General features: G+C 70.6%; 13 protein-coding genes. 1 reads left to right on the forward strand and 12 read right to left on the reverse strand.

The genetic code is table 11. The features are described 5' to 3' along the window. Positions 1-69: 69 nt before the first annotated feature. Positions 70-510, reverse strand: a complete 441-nt coding sequence (locus OHA55_RS02090) for an Lrp/AsnC family transcriptional regulator (protein ID WP_014044761.1) — start codon at positions 508-510, stop codon at positions 70-72. Positions 511-887: 377 nt separating this feature from the next. Between OHA55_RS02090 and OHA55_RS02095 the strand changes: the two genes are divergently transcribed. Continuing rightward, positions 888-1,283: a hypothetical protein gene (locus OHA55_RS02095; RefSeq protein WP_266702192.1), complete on the forward strand. Its 396-nt coding sequence runs from the start codon at positions 888-890 to the stop codon at positions 1,281-1,283. A gap of 482 nt (positions 1,284-1,765) precedes the next feature. Here OHA55_RS02095 and OHA55_RS02100 read toward each other — a convergent pair whose 3' ends face one another. The 11 genes from OHA55_RS02100 to OHA55_RS02150 form a co-directional block, all read right to left on the reverse strand. After that, positions 1,766-2,938, reverse strand: coding sequence for an acyl-CoA dehydrogenase family protein (locus OHA55_RS02100; protein WP_266702194.1), 1,173 nt, complete (start codon positions 2,936-2,938; stop codon positions 1,766-1,768). Between the two features lie 245 nt (positions 2,939-3,183). Further along, positions 3,184-3,351 carry an SCO1431 family membrane protein gene (locus tag OHA55_RS02105; protein ID WP_266702196.1) on the reverse strand — a complete coding sequence of 56 codons (168 nt, stop codon included), beginning with the start codon at positions 3,349-3,351 and terminating at the stop codon, positions 3,184-3,186. 236 nt (positions 3,352-3,587) lie between these two features. After that, positions 3,588-4,226, reverse strand: a complete 639-nt coding sequence (locus tag OHA55_RS02110; RefSeq protein WP_266702198.1) for a TetR family transcriptional regulator — start codon at positions 4,224-4,226, stop codon at positions 3,588-3,590. Positions 4,227-4,424: 198 nt separating this feature from the next. After that, on the reverse strand, positions 4,425-6,380 hold the full coding sequence (locus OHA55_RS02115) for an NAD-binding lipoprotein (protein WP_266702200.1): 1,956 nt from the start codon (positions 6,378-6,380) through the stop codon (positions 4,425-4,427). Positions 6,381-6,641: 261 nt separating this feature from the next. Further along, the gene (locus OHA55_RS02120; protein WP_266702202.1) at positions 6,642-9,008 is read right to left on the reverse strand and encodes a discoidin domain-containing protein; all 2,367 of its coding nucleotides are present in this window, start codon (positions 9,006-9,008) and stop codon (positions 6,642-6,644) included. Beyond that, positions 9,005-10,201 (reverse strand): peptidylprolyl isomerase, encoded by a 1,197-nt coding sequence (locus OHA55_RS02125; RefSeq protein ID WP_266702204.1) that lies wholly within the window; start codon positions 10,199-10,201, stop codon positions 9,005-9,007. The genes OHA55_RS02120 and OHA55_RS02125 overlap by 4 nt, the downstream gene beginning before the upstream one ends. Next, positions 10,198-11,625, reverse strand: coding sequence for an alpha-L-fucosidase (locus tag OHA55_RS02130; protein WP_266702206.1), 1,428 nt, complete (start codon positions 11,623-11,625; stop codon positions 10,198-10,200). The genes OHA55_RS02125 and OHA55_RS02130 overlap by 4 nt, the downstream gene beginning before the upstream one ends. Beyond that, positions 11,622-11,801, reverse strand: a complete 180-nt coding sequence (locus OHA55_RS02135) for a hypothetical protein (protein WP_266702208.1) — start codon at positions 11,799-11,801, stop codon at positions 11,622-11,624. The genes OHA55_RS02130 and OHA55_RS02135 overlap by 4 nt, the downstream gene beginning before the upstream one ends. Before the next feature lie 50 nt (positions 11,802-11,851). Next, the gene (locus tag OHA55_RS02140) at positions 11,852-12,745 is read right to left on the reverse strand and encodes a carbohydrate ABC transporter permease (protein WP_266702210.1); all 894 of its coding nucleotides are present in this window, start codon (positions 12,743-12,745) and stop codon (positions 11,852-11,854) included. 11 nt (positions 12,746-12,756) lie between these two features. Next, positions 12,757-13,698 carry a carbohydrate ABC transporter permease gene (locus OHA55_RS02145; protein ID WP_266702212.1) on the reverse strand — a complete coding sequence of 314 codons (942 nt, stop codon included), beginning with the start codon at positions 13,696-13,698 and terminating at the stop codon, positions 12,757-12,759. A gap of 151 nt (positions 13,699-13,849) precedes the next feature. Then, a complete protein-coding gene (locus tag OHA55_RS02150; RefSeq protein ID WP_266702214.1) occupies positions 13,850-15,175 on the reverse strand; it encodes a carbohydrate ABC transporter substrate-binding protein in 1,326 nt (441 codons plus the stop codon). Positions 15,176-15,394: the final 219 nt, after the last annotated feature.

Genomic DNA, 15,394 nt, shown 5'->3' on the forward strand with positions numbered 1-15,394 from the left:
CGCGCGTGCCCCGGCGCGGGTGGTCCGCGCCCCTCCCGAAAGCGCGCGGCGCGCCCCGGGCGACCTGGTTCAGATGCGCGGGGGCCGCGCCTCGTACGGGGTGGACAGGACCACGGTGGTCCGGGTGGAGACCCCGGCCAGCGAGCGGATGCGGGTGAGCAGGTGTTCCAGTTCCAGCGGCGTGGCCACCCGCACCTTGAGGATGTAGTTCTCGTCCCCGGCGACGCTGTGGCAGGCCTCCAGCTCGGGCACTCCGGCGAGCCGCTCGGCGATGTCGTCGGGGGCGCTGGGGTCGAACGGTTTCACCGAGATGAACGCGGTGAGGGGCAGGCCGACGGCCTCGGGGTCGACGACCGCGGCGTAGCCCCGGATCACCCCTCGCTGCTCAAGCCTGCGGACACGCTGATGAACGGCCGACGTGGACAGGCCCGTGGCCTTGCCCAGGTCGGTGTAGCTCATCCGCCCGTCCTTGACGAGCAACTCCACGATCTGACGGTCCAGCTCCTCCATGCGGTCAACCTATTGCCCCTGGTCCGGTCCGCAAAGTCCCGAGGCGGGGCCGGTGGCGTGGTGCGCAGCGGCCGGGGCGTGCGGGCACGGGGCGGACGAGGGGGTCGCGCTCCGGACAGACATGGGCGACTCCGGCGAAGTGCCCTGTACGGGTACCCGGTTTCGCGTGTCGGGGACGATCCCGCGCGCCCGGTTCCGGGCCTTCGGGGAGCGGCCCGGGGACGGCCGGAAGAGGTCTTGCGGGTGGCATGTGACCAAGGCCACATGTTTACCGCCCGTTGTCGACCCGGCCGGCGGTTACGGCGGAGTCACGGCGGGAAGTGCTTGGTGTGGTCGGGGCCACCGCGCCTCACCGGCCCACCGAGGGGGGACTTCCCATGCAGAGCCTGAAGCTCACCGGTCACAGCGAACCGGAGCCCGTCGATACGGACGAGGACAGCCTGTCCGACGCGTACGACACCTTTGAGATGTACCGGGTCGTCTGCCCGGACTGCGCGCAGCCGATCGCGCTCCTGGCCGACGAGGACGTGTTCCCGGAGCACGCGCTCTGCCCCACCCCGTGGAACCCGTTCGTGCTGACCGTCTGCGCCGGCACGGGCCGCAGCGCCGCCGAGGCCGAGCCCGCCGACGAGACGCTGGAGGTGCAGGAGCAGGAGACGGCTCTGCTGCTGACGCTCCCCCAGGGGCTCGACTGGCGGATGCAGCCGTTCTCGCACGCCGGAGGCCCCGGCTCGCGCCCGATGCGCATGCCGCGGATGCGCCGCGCCGCCTGAGTCGCGCCGCCCGGCTCCCCGGGCCGTACCCGCGCACCGCGACGGTGCCGCCGACGCGGTGCGGGTTCCGGCGAGCCACCCGTATCGAACATGCGGCCGCACCGCTCGTACAGTGACCCGGCGGCGCCCCGGGCGTTGGTCCGGTATGACCATCCCGGACACCGCGGCGGGCTCCGGTCGTCGCCGTCTCGTCGCCCCGCCCTCCGAAGAATCGGTTCCCCGGCCCACGGCACCGCTCCGTCGAAAGCCGGAACCCCGCGTCCCCGCAGCAGGCCCCGGTGCGGGGACCGCGGAAGCGGGGACGGGCAGGAAGGCCTTACCGCCTGCCGCTCAGCCCCCGCCCGCATCGCCTTCCGACTCCCCCATCTACGTCGCCCTGCTCCGCGACTGGGAGGGCTCGGGGCGCACCCTGCCGGGCCGTCACGACCAGGAGTGGACCCGGATCGTGACGGCGCCGGTGTGGTCCGGGCTGCCGCAGCGGATCAGTGCGATTCGGGGCCGGCGAGGTGGCGGGCGATGACCATCCGCTGGATCTGGTTGGTGCCCTCCACGATCTGGAGCACCTTGGCCTCCCGCATCAGGCGTTCGACGGGGAAGTCGCGCGTGTAGCCGTAACCCCCCAGTACCTGCACGGCGTCGATGGTGACGCGCATGGCCGCGTCCGTGCAGAACAGCTTCGCCATGGCGGCCTGACGGGAGAAGGGCCGGCCGGCGTCGCGGAGCCGGGCGGCCTCCAGGTACAGCGCGCGGCCGGCCTCGATCTGGGTGGCCATGTCCGCGAGCTGGAAGCGCAGCCCCTGGAAGTCCGCGATCGGACGCCCGAACTGCCGCCGGTCCGTGGCGTATCCGACGGCCTCGTCCAGCGCGGCCTGGGCGACGCCGATCGCGCAGGCGGCGATGCCCAGGCGGCCGGAGTCGAGCGCGGAGAGCGCGATGGCGAAGCCCTGGCCCTCCTCGCCGATCCGGCGGCCGTCCGGTACCCGTACGCCGTCGAAGTGGAGCTGGGCGGTGGGTGATCCCTTCATGCCCATCTTCCGCTCGGGGGCCGCGGCGTTCAGCCCCTCGGCGTCGCCGGGCACCAGGAAGGCGGTGATGCCCCGGGGGCCGTCGACGCCGGTACGGGCCAGCACCGTGCAGAAGTCGGCGATGCCGCCGTGGGTGATCCACGCCTTGGTGCCGGTGAGCACCCAGTCGTCGCCGTCCCGTACCGCCCTGGTGTGCAGCGAGGCCGCGTCGGAGCCGGACGCCGGCTCGGAGAGGCAGTAGGCGCCCAGGAGTCCGCCGGAGAGCATCGCGGGCAGATGGGTCTTCTTCTGCTCCTCGGTGCCGTAGTTGGCGAGGGCGTGACAGGCGAGCGAGTGCACGCTGACGCCGAGTCCCACGGTCAGCCGGGCGGCGGCCAGCTCTTCCAGGACCTGGAGGTAGACCTCGTACGGCTGGTCCCCGCCGCCGAGACCGGAGTCGTACACCAGGCCCAGCAGGCCCGATTCGGAGAGGAGGGTGAAGAGTTCGCGCGGGAAGTGGCCCGCCTCCTCCTCGTCGGCGGCCCGGGGCGCGATCTCGTTCGCGACGATGTCGCGTACCAGCGTGAGCAGTTGCCGGGACTCCTCGGTGGGCAGACGACGTTCCACCGGTTGCGGGGCTCGGTCGGGCATGACGGTGCTCTCCTCCCTGTCGGGCGTGACGGCGGACGGCCCCGGGGTGGGGAGCCGCGTCGCCGAGTGGTCCGGGCCGGGCCCGGCACAGGCGGTACGTGCCCAACCGATCCTGCCCTTCCGGATCGCGGAAGACGCCGGTCAGCGGCTGCGGCGCGTCGAGTATGCCCGATCGGGGCGCCCCCGTCACGAGGTACGGAGGGTGTGATCGTCCGCCTCGGAGAACCGCGGGCCGCCCGGACGGATCACATGAGTCCGGCCCGGGTGACGAAGAGGGCGAGGACGACGACGAGAGTCCAGCCGAGGACGTGTTCGAGGACCTTGGGGCCCCTCTCCCCCGGGCCGCCGGTGCGGGCGCGACGTGCGCGGCGGACATGGTGGAGGCGTTCGGCGGCTGCGGCGGTCGCGGTCATGGCATCTCGCTCGGTCGTACGGCTGTGGAGGTCCCCCGACCGCACCACAGTGCCCGATCGGCGGCTCCCGGCAAAGGAGATTCCCGTCACCGTGCTCCGGCGTGCTCCGGCCCGCCGCAGGTGGACGGACCGGACGGGACAAGGGGCCGGGTACGGGGTGGCGGGCGCTGGAACGGAGGGCGCTGTGCGCGACGCCACACGGTCCCGGGGCGCCTGCCGCCTGGAGCGCCGGAGTGTCAGCCCGTGACGGGAGGGAGCGAGGCGAGCCCCCGCTTCAGCAGGGTGAAGGCGTGGTCCGCGTCGGCGACGGCTTCGGGGCGGACGTCCTCGGCCGATCCGCCGTCCACGATGCGCTGCCAGTTGGTCAGGGCCAGGATGCGCTGGGTGGCGACCAGTTGCCCCGCCAGCAGCCGGGACGTGACCTCCCGGGACCCCTCGCCGAGGGTCTCGGCGAGGGCGCGCGCGAGTTCTTCCTCCGCGCGGGCGAGGTACTGGGCGGAGCGGGCCACGAGGCCGGGGGTGGAGTACAGGAGGCGGTGGAAGGCGAGAACGGCCTCGTGGTCACTGAGCCCGGTGATGGGGTCGCCGGCTTCCAGCCCGTCCAGGAAGTGCCGGTGGAGGGCGTCGAGCGGGCTCACCCCGGCCGGACGGCTGCGCACCACCTCGGCGCTCTCGTCCTGGTGGTCGGCGAAGCGCTGGACGACCAGGTCCTCCTTGGTGGGGAAGTACCGGAAGAGCGTCGGTTTGGAGACCTCCGCGGCGGCGGCGACGTCGGCGACGGAAACCTGGTCGAATCCGCGCTCCAGGAAGAGCGCGATCGCGACCTCGGAGATGGTCTCCCGCGTCCGCAGCTTCTTGAGCTCTCGCAATCCCATCGACCGGTCCACCGGGCGAAGTCTAGTGCCGCGTCAGCCGAGGTTCGCCCGCCGAGGAGCGGCGTCGGGTGCGTGCTCTCGGCGTGCCGGCCGGAAGCCCCCGCACTGGACGTACTCGGGTTTTCGGCCGGCGCGGCGAGAGTGCGTGCCGGGCGTCGCGACGGGGCGAACCTCGGCTGAGGCGGCACTGGTGCCGCGTCAGCCGAGGTTCGCCCGTCGGGGAGCGGTGTCCGGTGCGGGCGTGGCGGCGTGGCGCGGGGGCGTACCCACCACGACCACCTGGTCACCGGCGCTCCATACGCGCCGCTCGCCCTTGGGCGGGTTGAGCCGCACGCCGTGGTCGGTGCCGGGGGCCGACCGGTCCTCGCTGCGGTAGCCGATCGCGCAGTCGCCGCGGTCCCGGGCGGCGGCGACGACGGTGGCGAAGGTGGCTTCGGCGCCCGGGCGGACGTACGTGCCGGCGGGGCGCAGGAGGACGTTCGCGCCGTCGCCGGAGAACAGTTCGTCGAACACGGGGGCCAGGTGCCTGTTCTGGGTGATCTGGGCCATCAGCAGTCCGGTCAGTTTTCCGCTGACGATGACGTCGGAGCCGTGGTTGACGGGGGCGAGGGGGCGGTTGCGGTCGTCGGTGAGCTCGGTGACGACGCGCAGCTCGCGTCCGGCGCGTTCCTCCAGGAGCCGCAGCGCGAGCAGGGTGACCAGCGTCCAGTCGTCGGGGCGCTCCGGGCTGTCGCCCGGATCGGGTCCGAGGACGACCAGGCCGTCGTACGGGGTGAGGTCGAGCCCGAGCAGGGCCTCGGGCCGGGACAGGGCGGCGGACCGGAACCGTACGGACGCGGCCGCGGGCGCACCGCCTTCCGGCTCCCTCGGCCCGGGGACGGCGCTGTCGGTGATCACGTCGAGGACGGAGCCGGGGCGGGCGGTCACCCGCAGCTGGTCGACGACGAGCGGGGCGCGGCGGTTCCAGCCGAGCACCAGCAGGCGTGTCGGGTCGTCCAGCGGGGCGCCGTCCACGGCGATCGCGGAGGGGTCGACCAGATGCCGGCAGTCCTCCACCCGGGTGGAGTCGTCGTCCAGGGCGAGCACGATCAGGTGGCCGCCCGGTTCGACCGGGGTGCCTTCCGGCGGGTTGAGCAGCGTACGGCCGTCCGGCGTGAGCAGACCGACGACGCAGGAGTCCGGGTGGCCCAGCAGGGCGGTGCCGAAGGTGTCGCCGTGGAAGGCGGTGGCGTCGGCGAGGTGGAACTCGTCGCCCGCGAAGTCGAGAAGGTCGCGGAGCACGAGGGAGAGCCCCGGTCTGCCGACGCACTGCGCGATCAGCCGGGCGGTGACGGTGTCGGTCTCCAGCACCGTGCCGCGCGGCCCGGCGGCGAGGCGCGCGGGGGCGCGGTAGCGGTCGTCCCGCACCGCGGCGAGTACCGGGGGCCCGACCGTGCCCTCGCCGAGTACCGCGCGCAGGGAGAGCAGGACCCGCAGCACCTCCGCGTCCGCCGACGGCTCCCCGGAGGGCAGCACCAGTACGGTGCTCGCGGTGCGCGGGCTGACGAGGGCGAGCACCTCGGGGTCGCTCGCGGGGCCGCTGCGGCAGATGATCCGCCCGCGTGCGGCCGGCGGGAGGTGGGCGGCGAGCGCGCGTTCCATCTCCGCCTTGTCGCGGTCGGCGAGCAGGACGACGGCCCGCGGCCGGTGCGGCGCCTGGGCAGCGACCAGTTCGCTCACCACGGTGGTCGCCTGGTCGGACCAGCCGAGCACGACGACGTGGCCGTGTTCCAGGACCCTCGACCTCCCCCGGCTCAGCTCGGCCATGCGGTCGGCGAGACCGGTGGTGACCACCCCGACCAGAGTCGACACGCCGAGCAGGGCGAACAGCCCGAGCAGCGCGGAGAGGGCCAGCCGGAGCGGGGCTCCCGTGGCGGAGCCGAGTCGGAGGGTCTCCGCGCTGGCGCGCCACACCGCGGTCAGCCGGTCCGAGAGCGACCGGGGCGAACTCGGGTCGGTCCACACCAGTACCGCGCTCACCGGGACCACGACGGCCAGGCAGGTGATGACCAGCCAGCCCATGAGGGTGCCGGTGGAACGCGCCAGCGTCCGGTCGAACCGGTAGCGCGCCCGGTCCCGCAGCGGTGCCGGTGGCCTCCCCTTGACTGGTTCCACGGTCACTCCCCTCGCACCCGCTCCCGCGCTTCCCGCGCCCCGCGCGGAGGTGACGGCCCCACCCGCCTCTTCCGCACCATGACGCCTGCGATGTCGGGACACGCCGCATTCGGGGGCAAGTTCACCCTTTCGGGCGGACACCGGTGTGGGGTGCGCCCCACAGAACGCGGAGGGCGGGTGGATGCCGTGGCATCCACCCGCCCTCCGCGTGTCATCCGTACGGACCCGGCGGGTTCACCCGGGGGTCCGTACGGACACCGTTCACGCGCCCGCGCGGTAGACCGAGATCTCGGTCAGGCTCGGGGTGTACTGCTCCGTGGCGATCTGGCTGGTGAGGGCCACCCGCAGCTTGGAGCTGGTGACGGTGCCGAAGCCCGTCACCGTGAGGTCGTGCCCGACACCCGCGTCACGGGTGGCGAAGGTGACCCAGGTGCCGGTGGCGGCGTCCCAGCGCTGGAGCTCGAAGGACTGCACCCGGGGGTTGGTGCCCGAGTCGGTGTACTCGTCCAGGTAGACCTGGTCGAAGGTGGTGTCCGCGCCGAAGTCGACGTCGAGCGTGATCGGGTAGGACGCGTCGTCGGCCGCGGCCCAGCGGGTCGACAGGTTGCCGTCGGTCAGCTTCTCCGCGCCGAGCGAGCCGTTCGCCCCGGGGTGGGTCGAACTGGCGGTGACGGACTTGCCGAGGGCGAGGTTCACCCTGTTGTCCGTCTCCTCCTCGATCGGGTCGGTGTCGACCGGGTCGGCCACCTTGCGGCCGTGCTTGTACTCGGCGATACCGATGTCCGGGGCGTCGCCGTAGTAGAGGTGCGTACCGAGGAAGTCCTCGGTGCCCATGTGCGCGTTGTAGCGGCCCGCGTCGATCAGGGGCGAGTCCTTGCGCAGCGCGAAGGGCGCGGCGGCCTTGCGGATCTTGTCGACGCCCGCACCGGTGACGTAGTGGGCGGGGTCACCGACGAACTCCGGGTCGACCCGCAGCCCGTCCGGGTCGGCCGGCTCCTGCGCGGAGTGGGTGCCGGACGCCTCGTAGTAGTCGTTGTTCGAGAACACGGCCTGCCGCAGTGCGCCGGTACGGCGGTACCACGGGGTCGGGGTGGTCTCCGAGGTGTTGTAGAAGATGTTGTTGAGGAAGTAGACGCGGCTGAGGAACGTCTCGTCGTGGACGGTGTTCAGGTCGGCGCCGTCGTAGACGAAGGTGTTGTTCGTGAAGTACGTCGGGGCGTAGTTCGTCGACAGCATGTTCTTCACGAGCACGCCGTTGTCGTTGACGCTGAGGTTGTAACGCGCCACCGAGTTCGAGCTGTTGCCCATGTAGGCCATCCAGCCCGCGGCGTTGTCGTGCGAGTAGTTGTACTGGTACGTGACGTTGAAGTTGGTGTACTCCAGGTCCCAGGGGGTGCCGTCGTACTCGTTGTCCGGACCGCCGTAGACCTCGTTGTACTGCATGGTCGAGTCGGCGCCGGCCCACAGGTAGAGCCCGCAGGAGACCGCGTTGTAGCGCTCCAGGAAGCCGTTGACCTCGTTGTACTCGACCGTCATGCGCTGCGAGTCGGCGAGCTGGAAGGCGCCCTGGCCGATGCTCTTGGCGTAGTTGTGGCCGATGTAGACGTCACGGCTGTACAGGTCGCGGGTGCGCACCCACAGCTGCTCCCAGCCCTCGTGCCACTTGCCGGCCTCGTCGTACTGGCCGGAGTCGGCACTGTCCGCGGCGAACCAGTTGAACGCGAACTGCACGGCGTGCAGTTCGACGTTCTCGAAGGTGTTGTTCTCGATCCGGACGTCGCTGAAGTGGTATCCGCCGGCCGGGTACGCCTTGTAGCTCTTGCTGCCGAAGACCTGGAAGTCGACCGCACCGTAGTGGATCTTCTGCCAGCTGCTCGGGCCGTCCAGGTTGTGGACGTAGATGTCGGATATGCGGAAGTGGTCCATGACCGTGTCCGCGCCGTCCGGGAAGAGGTCGGCGTTGATCGAGACCATGATGCCGTCGCGGACGTAACTGCCCTTGGTGATGTCCGTGGCGAAGTCGTCGTCGTTGGACAGCTCGACGTTGTCGATGTCCCAGTACTGCTGGTTGCGCAGCACGATGGCACCGGTCAGGCCGACGGTCTGCGGGTTCTTCGTGCCGTCCGCGTTGAACGGGCTGGGCACGTTGCCGTTCGTCGCGATGTAGGGGCGGCCGGCGCGCTTGTCGCCGTACGCCGAGATGGTGATCGGCTTGCCCGCGCTGCCGGAGCCCTTCGGCCACAGCTGCTCGTTCTGCCACTGCTCGCCGGCCTTGAGCAGGATGCGGTCGCCGGGCAGAAACGTCGTCGCGTTCGCCTTGGCCAGGCTGCGCCAGGCGCTCTTCGGCGAGGTGCCGGCCGCGGTGTCGTGGCCGAGCGTGGCGTCGATGTAGTAGTCCTTGCCACCCGTGGCGTTGTGCTTGTTGCCGGGCCAGGACTTGCCGGCTGCGGAGGCGGCGGGGGCGGCGGGGCTCTGCGGTCCGGCTGCCGCGTGCGCGGCCGGGGCGAGCGAGCCCACGAGCAGCGCGGCGAGCACGGAGGCGAGGCCGGTACGAACCGTCCGGGTGGTGAGCCACGGGCGCTTCACCGACGTCTCGTCGGCGGGCGGGCCGATGTCGGCAGGTCTCATTGCTGCACGTCCTTCGCGTTGATGGCGGCCACCGCCGAGCTGTCGACGTACATCGAGGCGTCGTCGGCCCGGCGCTGGAGGTAGGTGGCGTACTTCTTCTCGACGAGCGACTGGCGGATCCGCTGGGAGTACTCGGTGAACGCCTTGTCCTGGTCGGTCTTCACGCTGTCGAGCTGGTAGTACGTGATCTGGCCGGTGCCCTTGACGGGCGCCGAGACCTGTCCCCGGTCGAGCTCTCCGAGCACGGAGACGAGGTCCTGGTCGTGGGTGCTCAGCCCGGTCGTGCCGGTGCCGCCGTAGGTGGCGGTGGTGAGCTTGGCGCCGGTCACCCCGGTGACGTCCGCGAGGTGCCCGGCGGCCTTCACCCGGCGCTGGAGGTCGGCGGCGAAGCCGGCCGGTGCGCCGTCCGGTACCTGGACCACGAGTTGTGTGTACGCGTACGTGGTCGCGTTGGCGCTCCAGGAGCCGGGGTCCGCGTCGAAGGCCTTGCGGACCTCGGCGTCGGTGACGTGGAGCGGGTCGCCGGCGTTCTTGCTGAGCAGGTCCTTGAGGCTGGTGGCGAGTTCGGTCAGCCGGTGGGTGTAGTACTCCTCCGGGGAGAAGTCCGTGACTCCGTACACGGTCTGGCCGGCCGCGACCGCCTGGGCGCGGGACTCGTTCTCCGCCGTGCGTTCGGCGGTGAGGTCCGCGAAGTCCACGGAGTCGACGAGCCCCCGCTCCTGTGCGAGGACGAGGACGGCCCGGTCTTCGCGGATCTCGTCCAGCGCACGGGTCTCCAGGCGCTGGAGCGCGGTCTTCGCTCCCGTCTTCGCGTCCCAGCCGAACGGGGTGGCCAGGTGGTAGGTGGTGGTCAGCTCGTTCTGCACGGTGGGTGCGAGCCGCCCCATGTGGAAGAGGAGTTCCTCGCGGGTGACCGGGCGCCCGTCCAGGGTGGCGACCTCGTCGCCGTCGCCGCCGCCGAGGGCGGTCACCGCGACGACGACCGCCACGACGAGGGCGAGTACGGCTCCGGTCAGCACGACGAGGGTCCGTCGCTTCGGCCGCCGGGAGGCGCCCGCCGTACGGGCCGCGGTACCGGCGGGGCGCGGGGCGGCCGGCTTGCGGGCGCCGGGCTTGCGGGAGCCCTTGGGGCCCTGCTTCCCGGAGCCCGCCGGTGGGCGCGGCGCCCGGGTGGCGGGCGCCGCGCCCTTCACGAACCCGCCCCGATCGCCGCCACCCGGGCGACGACGGGGGTGTCACGGGTGGCGGTGACCGCGAACTCGACCGTGTCGACCTCGGCGGCCGGGAAGGTGAGGATGCGCTGGTAGCCCACCGCGCTCGTCTCGGCGAGCGTGGTCCACTCGCCTCCCAGGGCGCCCCGGACGACGACGTGCTCGACGCGCTGGCCCTGGGTGATGTCCTCGCCGAGTACGACCGCGTCGATCCGGCGGGGCCCGTCGAAGGTGAGGGTCACGGTGGGGCGGGTGTCGGTGCCGGCCGGGCGCCAGGGCGTTTCGGCCTTGCCGGGCCATGCGGCGGCGACGTCTCCGGGGGCGCCGGAGGTGACCGTCGCGGTGGCCTCGATCCGGCGGGAGCGGAAGTCCTCGATACGCCGGCCGAGTCCGCCGAGCGCCGCCACGTCGGCGTCCCGCAGGCGGCCGTCCGCGGCCGGGGGGACGTTGAGCAGGAAGCAGGAGTTGCCGCCGACCGACCGCTGGTAGATGGTGAACAGCTCGTCCACGGAGCGGACTTGGTCGTCCTCGGCGGTGTGGTGGAACCAGCCGGGGCGGATCGAGGTGTTGACCTCGGCCGGGTACCAGACCAGGTCCGACTCGTGTCCGGCGAGCGCGGCCCGGCTGCCCAGGTCGCGGTCGTCGCTGCGGACGAGGCGGGAGAAGACGCCGTCGTCCGCCTGCTGCGAGACGGACGCGGTCCGCTCGGCGTCCTGGAGGGCGCGCGGGACGACGCTCCACTCGTCGGGGCGGGTCTCGCCGGCCTCGTTGCCGCACCAGCGGACGTCGGGGCCGCACACGTTGATCACCGCGTCCGGCTGGAGCTCGCGGACCACCGCGTAGTAGCGCTCCCAGTCGTAGACCTGGCGCTTGCCGTTGGGGCCCTCGCCGTTCGCGCCGTCCAGCCACACGGAGAACACCGGGCCGTAGCGGGTGAGGAGTTCGGTGAGCTGGGCGACGTAGAAGTCGTCGTACGCGCTGCCGGAGCCGTAGGACGCCTCGGTGCGGTCCCACGGGGAGAGGTAGACACCGAACTTCAGGCCGTGCCGGCGGGCCGCGTCGGCGACCTCGGCGACCACGTCCCCCTTGCCGCCGCGCCACGGGGAGGAGGCGACGGAGTAGTCGGTGGCGTCGCTCGGCCACATGCAGAAACCGTCGTGGTGCTTGCAGGTGAGGATGACGCCGGTCATCCCCGCGCTCTTGAGCGAGGCCACCCACTGGTCGGCGTCGAGGTCGGCCGGGTCGAAGAGGGCCGGGGCGTCGTGCCCCTCGCCCCACTCCCGGTCCGTCATGGTGTTCATGCCGAAGTGGATGAAGCCGTAGAACTCCATCTCCTGCCAGGCGAGCTGCCGCGCGCTGGGCCGGATCTCGGACAGCGCATGTGCGGACGTGGTTGCGGCTGTCACTGGTACCTCCGGTTGTACGAGGCGAGCAGGGCCATCAGCCCGGCCAGCGCGAGAAGCATGATGCCGAGGTGTCCCCAGCCGATCGTCCTGCGCTCCACCACGACGAGCGCCACACAGGCCGCCGCGACGAGCGTGCGCACGGCGACGAACAGCGCCGTCCGCGTCGAGTCCTTCATGTCTGTTTTCCTTCCACCGGGGCCGCTCGGGCCCGGTCGCTGTGGGCCCGTCAGCCCTTGACGCCGCCGGATGCCATGCCCTCGATGAGCCGCTTCTGGATGAAGGCGTAGACGATCAGGACCGGGACGATGACGATGACCAAGCCCGCGTACAGGCGTCCGTAGTCCGCCGCGGCCTTCTGCGCCGTGAACAGGTTGAGCAGGCCGACCTGGACGGTCTTTCCCTCGCCGGGAAGCAGGGTCAGCGAGATGATGAAGTCGTTCCAGTAGGCGAGGAAGTTGAACAGGATCACGGTGGTGATCGCGGGCCGGGCCATCGGCAGCATGATCCGGGTCATGATCCGGAACCTGGACGCCCCGTCGATCGACGCGGCCTCCTCGTAGGCGACCGGTATGGACCGGAAGTACGCGGTGAGCAGGTAGATCGTGAACGGGATCGACGTGGCCGCGTAGACGAGGGAGAGGACCGAGGGGTTGTCGAGGAAGAACCCGCCGGGGAAGACGTCGACGAGCGCCTTGTCCCAGTCGACCAGCATCAGGAAGATCGGCACGACGATGTAGTTGACGTTGATGAAGAGCCCGCCGAGCAGGAGGAGTTCGACGAATCCCTTGCCCTTGAACTCGTACCGGGCGATGACGTACGCCGCCGGCACGGAGACCGCGAGGACGAGGACCAGGCCGAGCACGGTGACGAACACCGAGGTCATGAAGTACTGGCCCAAGTGGGCGTCGGTGAAGGCGTCGACGTAGTTCTGCAGGCGCAGTCCCTCGGGCAGCGACCAGGGGCTGCCGAAGAACTCGCTCTTCTTCTTGAGCGAGGCGAGCAGGACCCAGGCGACCGGCACCGCGATGGCGAGCGCCAGGGCGATGACGAGGACGTACGTGAGTACGCGGCCGATCCGCGAGCGGGTGGCGGGAGGGCGGGGTGTGTTGATCACGGTCATGGTGTCTGTCCTCAGAACTGAAGGGGTTCGCGCTTGGTCGCCCGGCTCATCAGGAGCGACACGAGGAAGGAGAACGCGAAGATGACGACACCGATGGCCATGCCGTAGCCGTACGAGGAGTTCGTGTACGCCTGCTTGTACATGTAGCTCAGCAGGACCTCGGAGGAGCTGTCGGGACCGCCGCCGGTCATCGCGCGGACCAGCACGAAGCTGAGGTTGACCGCACTCATGATGAAGAAGGTCAGCGAGGTCCGCAGGTTCTGCCAGATGAGCGGCATCGTGATGGAGAAGAACTGCCGGGAGGCGGAGGCGCCGTCGAGCCCACTGGCCTCGTACAGCTCCTCGGGAATGCTCGACATGCTCGACATGTAGAGGACCATGTAGTAGCCCAGGGACTGCCAGACCATCGCGATGCCGACGGAGTAGAGCACGACCTTCTGGTCGCCGAGCCAGACCTGCTGCCAGCTGTCGAGGGAGACGAGGCGCAGCATGCTGTTGAGCAGACCGTTGTTCTGGTCGTAGATGGCGGAGAAGACCGCAGCGATCACGACCACGGAGAGCACGTTCGGGATGTAGAGGACGAACCGGAGGAAGTTGCGGCTCCGCAGCTTCTGCCGCGTCATGATCGCGGCGAGGAAGAGGCCCATCCCCATGGTCACCACGGTGACCACGACCAGCAGCGTCACCGTGTTCTGGAACGCCCGCACGAACTGGTCGTCGTCGATGAGGTGACGGAAGTTGTCCAGCCCCACGAACTTCATGTCCGGGGAGAAGCCGCTCCAGGTGTAGAGCGACATCCGGAACACGTTCACGGTCGGGTAGACCATGAACACCGCGAAGAGCACCAGCGCCGGGAGCAGGCAGGCGAGCACGAAGCGGGTGTGACCGGGCCGGCGCGCCGGGGACGCCTTGCCGCGCCGGGAGTCACCGGCGGACTTCCGTGTTTTCGCCACGGGATCCGCTGAGTCTTGGGGTGGGGTGGAGAGGGTCGTCACCGTGCCGGTCCTTCGGTCGTACGAGGCAGTCCTGAGTGGTCCGAGAGGATCTCTCGGGTGGTGGAGGCGCCGGCGGCGACCCGGGTCGACCGGGTCGCCGCCGGGCACGTCAGTTGCCCGCCTGGCGCAGCTTCTCGCTGGCCTCGTTCAGCGCGGACTGCCACTTGGCTTCGGTGGTGTCGCCGCTGATGATGCTGTTGGCGGTGTCGAAGAGCGTGGCCTTGATGTCGACGCCCTCGACCGGCGAGGTGCTCGCGAAGCCGCCGACGAGCGCGGAGACCGACGGGTCCTCGTAGAGCTTGTAGAAGGTGGCGCTCTCACCGGTCAGGCTGTCGGCGATGCCCTCGATCGGCTGGATCGCGTTGGACTTGGCGAAGATCTTCGCCGCCTCGTCGGAGTACAGGTAGGCGACGAAGTCCTTCGCCGCGTCCTTGTGCTGGGCGGCGCTGGGGACCCAGACCGACTCGACGGAGGTCGTCAGGTAGCGCTTGGCGCCGGCGGTGGCGGCCGGCAGCGGGGTCAGGCCCCAGGTGAAGCCGTCGGCGCGCGGGGCGTCCGCCATCTCACCGGTGATCCAGGTGCCGTTCGGCATGAACAGCGCCTTGTTGTCCAGGATCGACTGCTGGTTCTTGGTGAAGTCCTGCTCGTTGGCGTAGCCGACGGTGGTCGGCGCGGCGTAGCTGAGCAGCTTGGTGGTGATGTCGAGCGCCTTCTTGGCGTTCGCCGACTTCCAGATGTCCTTCTTGTACGTCATGACATCGGTGTAGAACTGCTCCCCGCCGACGTCGGCGAGCAGCGCGAAGAAGTACGAGTCGAGGTAACCGGCGGTCGGGTAGGTGAAGAGGGGTATGCCCGCCTTCTTCGCCTTGTCGCCGAGCGCGAACATCTCGTCCCAGGTGGCCGGGGTCTTCCAGCCGTTCTTCTCGAACAGGCCCTGGTTGTAGAACAGGCCCGTCGGCGCGTAGTACATCGGCATCAGGTACGTCTTGTCCGTGCCGTACGGGTTGGTGTTCAGGTTGCCGACGATGCCCGGGGTGAGCTTGTCGCCGACCGTCTTGGTCTCGCCGGGGGCCTTCGCCTTGAGGACCGAAGTGAGGTCCTCCACGGCCTTGTCCTTGACCAGGGTCTCGGTGAGGGCGGCCTTGCGGCCCTGGCCGAGCACCACGACGTCCGGGTACTTGCCGGCCTTCATGTTCGGGGTGATCTCGTCCTCGATGCTCTTCGAGATCTGGAGCTGGACGTCGACGTCCGGGTGGGTCGCCTCGTACGCCTTGACGACCTGGGCGTACATGTCCCGGCCGTAGCCGCCTTCGAGGGCGGCGACCTTGAGGGTCGTCTTGCCGGAGTCCGCGCTGTCCCCGCCTCCCGAACATCCGGTGGCGAGCAGCCCGAGCACCGTCACAGCGGTGCCCGCAAAGGCGAGCGACTTCCTCATTCTGGGGGTCCTTCCCGTGGACAACTGCCCACCTGACTGCGAGTGGCAGAGCGGGCCGGCGTGGCCCCCGTCGGGGGTCGAATCGCCTGGCGCCGCGCCACCGCAGGGCCGGACTTGGATCTCCGTTGATCCGGCGTTGTTACGGTGGCACCGATAACATGGTGCGTACGATGGCATCGATCACATGACGGCGCAAGGGGTCAGATGCGGTCGATTCAC

It is taken from the genome of Streptomyces sp. NBC_00102 (assembly GCF_026343115.1).
Classification (GTDB): Bacteria; Actinomycetota; Actinomycetes; order Streptomycetales; family Streptomycetaceae; genus Streptomyces.

Coding starts and splice junctions, on each gene's coding strand:
- OHA55_RS02090 (WP_014044761.1), bottom strand. CDS start 510: ATGGAGGAGCTGGACCGTCAGATCGTGGAGTTGCTCGTCAAGGACGGG.
- OHA55_RS02095 (WP_266702192.1), top strand. CDS start 888: ATGCAGAGCCTGAAGCTCACCGGTCACAGCGAACCGGAGCCCGTCGAT.
- OHA55_RS02100 (WP_266702194.1), bottom strand. CDS start 2,938: ATGCCCGACCGAGCCCCGCAACCGGTGGAACGTCGTCTGCCCACCGAG.
- OHA55_RS02105 (WP_266702196.1), bottom strand. CDS start 3,351: ATGACCGCGACCGCCGCAGCCGCCGAACGCCTCCACCATGTCCGCCGC.
- OHA55_RS02110 (WP_266702198.1), bottom strand. CDS start 4,226: ATGGGATTGCGAGAGCTCAAGAAGCTGCGGACGCGGGAGACCATCTCC.
- OHA55_RS02120 (WP_266702202.1), bottom strand. CDS start 9,008: ATGAGACCTGCCGACATCGGCCCGCCCGCCGACGAGACGTCGGTGAAG.
- OHA55_RS02135 (WP_266702208.1), bottom strand. CDS start 11,801: ATGAAGGACTCGACGCGGACGGCGCTGTTCGTCGCCGTGCGCACGCTC.
- OHA55_RS02140 (WP_266702210.1), bottom strand. CDS start 12,745: ATGACCGTGATCAACACACCCCGCCCTCCCGCCACCCGCTCGCGGATC.
- OHA55_RS02150 (WP_266702214.1), bottom strand. CDS start 15,175: ATGAGGAAGTCGCTCGCCTTTGCGGGCACCGCTGTGACGGTGCTCGGG.